The sequence below is a fragment of the Mucilaginibacter sp. P4_G9 genome, assembly GCF_056400985.1.
In genome coordinates this window covers 1-3,060 of sequence record NZ_JBFUKF010000511.1, presented here as the reverse complement: position 1 = coordinate 3,060, position 3,060 = coordinate 1, and the positions used below count along the sequence as shown (strand labels likewise).

The window sequence follows — 3,060 nt, the reverse complement described above, 5'->3', positions numbered from 1 at the left end:
CTTTTAAGTACTATCCCTGTGTTTTTGCGTAGATTTAAAAAAGCTATAGTGCTGGTAGTTTGGGCGCGGTATTTTTTTATGCTGATGCTGATACAAAACAACAGCAGGCCAACCATAGCAAGCTTTATCAGCCATGATTTTTTATCACACAAAAAATAAAACAGGCTGATGATAATGATATAAAGTAAAAGGTACTCGGGGGTGGTTAGCCATATTTTACTGATACCGGCAAACGGGGCGTGTTCAATTATGGCTAGCGCTTTGTTCATGAACAGGATGGTTGTTTCCAGTAGGTAAGCCAATACGTTTGATAGCACAGGAACCCACGAAAACATAAGGTAGGCGATGCCGCTGTACATAATAACGGTAGTGGGGATAATGATAAGTAAATTGCTGAGCAAAAAGTAAACCGGGAACTGGTGAAAATACAACGCGCTTAAGGGGAAGGTGATCACCTGTGCCGATATGGATGCCGAGCAGATGGCCCATAGTTTATCGGCCCATTTGTTTTTAAACTCCACCCATCGATATACCATGGGCTGCAAAACTATAAGGCCCGCAACAGCAAGGTACGAGAGCTGAAAGCCTACATCGCTTATAAAAAGCGGATCATAAAGCAACAATATAAACGCCGATTTGGCCAGTATATTAAGCATATTAATGTACCGGGCATAGGTTTTACCTATAATAACCATACTGATCATCACTGCCGCCCGGCAAACCGCAGGCGAAAAGCCACTGAGCAAGGCATAGTACCAGATAAGCGCGACAATGATGCACGCTTTGATATGCCTGTCATACCGGTAATTGTTTAAAAAGCCCAGCGCCCATTGCAGCAATAAGTAAATAATAGCCACATGCGCGCCCGAAACCGACAGTACATGGATGGTTCCCGTTTTTGAATAGGCCTGCAAAATATCATTGCTCAAGTCGGCTTTGTAACCTAATATCAGGGTTGATGCCACGGCGATAGCGCCCGGATCATGCATTTGCCGGCGGAATTTTACCACCATTTGCTGCCGCAGCCTGAGCGAAAAGGCAATAAGCGGGTTGCCGGCATCATGTTTTATTACGCGATACATGCCCGGGTATAAAAATGCCTGGTAGTAAATATTTTGATTCGCCAGGTACTTTTTATAGTTGAACTCAGCCGGATTAAACGGTGGATCGATGGCGTTATATTTAGCCGCGATCAGCAGCTCATCGCCATATTGCAGGGTTATGGCAGCGCTGTCTTTTATGGTGATAAGCAGGGTGCCACTGGTACCGGTAGCTTTTTTATAGTTGATATTTCGCCGAACCGATGCTGTGAATCTTACCAGTCCGTTTTTAAGTTGGGGTTCGTTATTGATCGTTACTGCCAGGTATTGCGCGGGCGATCTTGAAAAATGATGCCCATTGGTTAGTTCATTATAATTGATGGCGCTGATGCATCCGGCCGAAAGTAAAATAAAGCTCATCAGCAAGCCGCCCAGCCAGCGCAGTTTGTAAACGGCAAAACGCTGATAGGTTAAATTGAGGAAGATAAATACAATTCCCGAGCCGCCAAAAACACCCCATAGCACCGGGAGGTATGCAGCCGTTATAAGGCCAATCCCTAAGGTTATCCCCAATAAAAAGGGCAGGAGCAATACAACAAAAGGGATCTCGCCTTTATGATTCGCGATCATTTATTTATTAGCAAGCAATAAAGATATGTTTTAGACGGATACCACAAACAACGGTGATAAAATAAATTGACTCAGGGAATAATTATAGCGATAATCTTAAAAGGGATATTGGCTTTGCTCCAGCGGAGCAAAAGCTTTGTAGAAAAAAACATAAGTTTGATTTTAGAGCTCCAGCGGAGCTCAACTTATTGAATATTAAAGATATTTACAATTATTGAGGACTCTTGTTACTTTTAAACATATAAACGGATTGTTCCGAAACATTAAGGTCGTGTCCAATACGTTGTGCTCCTCTGGAGCATCTAATTCATTATGAATTTTGTATCTACAAAGCTTTTGCTCCGCTGGAGCAACGTATCAACTGCTTACATTTTGAATATTCATAATCTTTCCTGATTAGTAGCTGCATTTTGATTGGACCATTATGATATAATTACCAATAAAATAATTCACATACATCAATCTAACATAATTGATAATCAAAGTATTGGCTTTCTGCCTTCTGCTTTTAGCTTTTTATATAAAGCCCATATCTACAACTGGTCGCGCACTTCGAGCAGGAATTTTTTTATGTTTTCGAGCGAATCGATAACGCGCTGGTTCTCGCGTGTATCGCTCATGTTGTTTTTAAGGTGATCTTTTGCGCCGTTTAGGGTATAGCCTTTATCGCGGATGAGGTGAAAGATGATCTTGAAGTTTTCGATATCTTCGGGGGTAAAATAGCGGTTGCCCTTTTTATTCTTTTTGGGCTGCAGTACATCAAACTCCTTTTCATAGAAACGGATAAGCGACTGGTTCACATCAAACATGGCCGATACCTCGCCCATGGTGTAATACATCTTGCTTATTTCGCGGTCTTTATAAGGCATATGCAAAGATATTCTTTTGATTTCGGATTTGGGATTTTCGATTTCGGATTTTCTGTATGAAAGTTGTCTTATAAAGGGGAATTTGTAAGTCGTTGATTGTTAGTGCTATTTTTTTTRTGCAGTCTATGTCATTGCGAGGTACGAAGCAATCGCATGCTATACAGGGTGGACCTGTATAGTTCGCGATTGCCGCGCTGCGCTCGCAATGACATCGTTGTTGTTCGGTCCAAAACCCTACACATCGTTCAAACATCTTCAGGCCGTTTCCTGGTTTCGCTCCAGGGGAGGGATGAGGTTCTGCCGCTTAAAAGATCGGCCTGGCGCCGGGCTATTTCCTGGGCATGCTCATCGGTAAATACGCGATCATCTTCAATATCTATCACATATTGATAACCTAAACTATCAAGAAAGGCTAAAAGCACTTTTTTTTCCTGGTCATTTGCAAATTCGATTTTCAGCGTTTCCATAATCAAAATTAATATTTATTTTCTCAATTACGCTTAATTCATCTCATATAACTC

3 protein-coding genes are annotated in these 3,060 nt (G+C 41.8%); all 3 read right to left on the bottom strand.

What is annotated here, in order from left to right:
* Positions 1-1,670: ComEC/Rec2 family competence protein (locus AC1DPZ_RS24630; RefSeq protein WP_477408447.1), on the bottom strand; the 1,670-nt coding region annotated here is incomplete at its 3' end.
* Between the two features lie 533 nt (positions 1,671-2,203).
* The gene (locus tag AC1DPZ_RS24625) at positions 2,204-2,539 is read right to left on the bottom strand and encodes a MerR family transcriptional regulator (RefSeq protein ID WP_477408445.1); all 336 of its coding nucleotides are present in this window, start codon (positions 2,537-2,539) and stop codon (positions 2,204-2,206) included.
* A 245-nt stretch (positions 2,540-2,784) separates the two neighbouring features.
* Positions 2,785-3,006, bottom strand: coding sequence for an addiction module protein (locus tag AC1DPZ_RS24620; RefSeq protein ID WP_477408443.1), 222 nt, complete (start codon positions 3,004-3,006; stop codon positions 2,785-2,787).
* Positions 3,007-3,060: the final 54 nt, after the last annotated feature.

What these genes read in the sequence shown, in the direction of transcription:
- AC1DPZ_RS24620 (WP_477408443.1), bottom strand. Translation starts at nt 3,006, where the DNA reads ATGGAAACGCTGAAAATCGAATTTGCAAATGACCAGGAAAAAAAAGTG.
- AC1DPZ_RS24625 (WP_477408445.1), bottom strand. Translation starts at nt 2,539, where the DNA reads ATGCCTTATAAAGACCGCGAAATAAGCAAGATGTATTACACCATGGGC.